We start from the raw sequence: 685 nt of genomic DNA, 5'->3' as shown, positions 1-685 counted from the left end.
CCGCATTCCACTTTGCCGGTGACTGCTTGCAGGTCGCACAACCAGATCTGGCCACGCTGTTCACGCCCGTACACGGTGTGCCGATAGAGGTCGGGCTTGTTGCTGGTGGCCAAGCATGGACCCCACGCTGAGAGCACGGCCGGGATCGCCCACGCCATGGTCTTGCCGGTGCGTGTGCCCGCGGCGATCGTCACCCCCAGCTCGGCGGGCACGAAGAGTTGCACCCCGCCGATGACGGTTTTACCCAGCGGTGGTCCTTTGAGGGCTTGGATGTGCGGGGGCGCATCGCGCAGCAGCCGCTTGTTGGCGCGCAGGATGTCCCGCGCCCGCGCCATCCGAATGTCGCGGGGGCGTTGCATGGTGCGGGCGGCGGCGTCGATCTCGCTGCCCGATGCGAGTGTCCGCCAGCCGAACACTGCCAGCCCGCTGCCGGCGAGCAAGTAGACGACGCCGATGAGGCTCGCTTGCCACGGCCAGGGGGGTTTCCCGGTGGCGATTTCCAACAGGGCTGCAACGGGGTGGCGGGTGACGGGCAATCCGGCCCAGCGGCTGCCCAGGCTCAGCGCTGACCACGCTGCCAGCGCGATCAGCACCACTACGAGAAGCAGCAGCAACAGGGTGGTTTCCTCGCCGAGTCCGCGTTTGGCGCGGCGGCGGGTTTCCCGAGTCGAGAACATGATTCAGT

General features: G+C 67.7%; 1 pseudogene. It reads right to left on the bottom strand.

From position 1 onward, the window contains the following. Positions 1 to 677, bottom strand: a pseudogene (locus ON21_RS30180) (hypothetical protein); the annotation flags it as partial. Between the last annotated feature and the right edge of the window lie 8 nt (positions 678 to 685).

This window comes from Nocardia araoensis NBRC 100135, assembly GCF_000308435.1.
Taxonomy (GTDB): domain Bacteria; phylum Actinomycetota; class Actinomycetes; order Mycobacteriales; family Mycobacteriaceae; genus Nocardia; species Nocardia araoensis.
The sequence above is the reverse complement of the archived record's forward strand: the minus strand, read 5'-3'. Positions and strand labels throughout refer to the sequence as shown.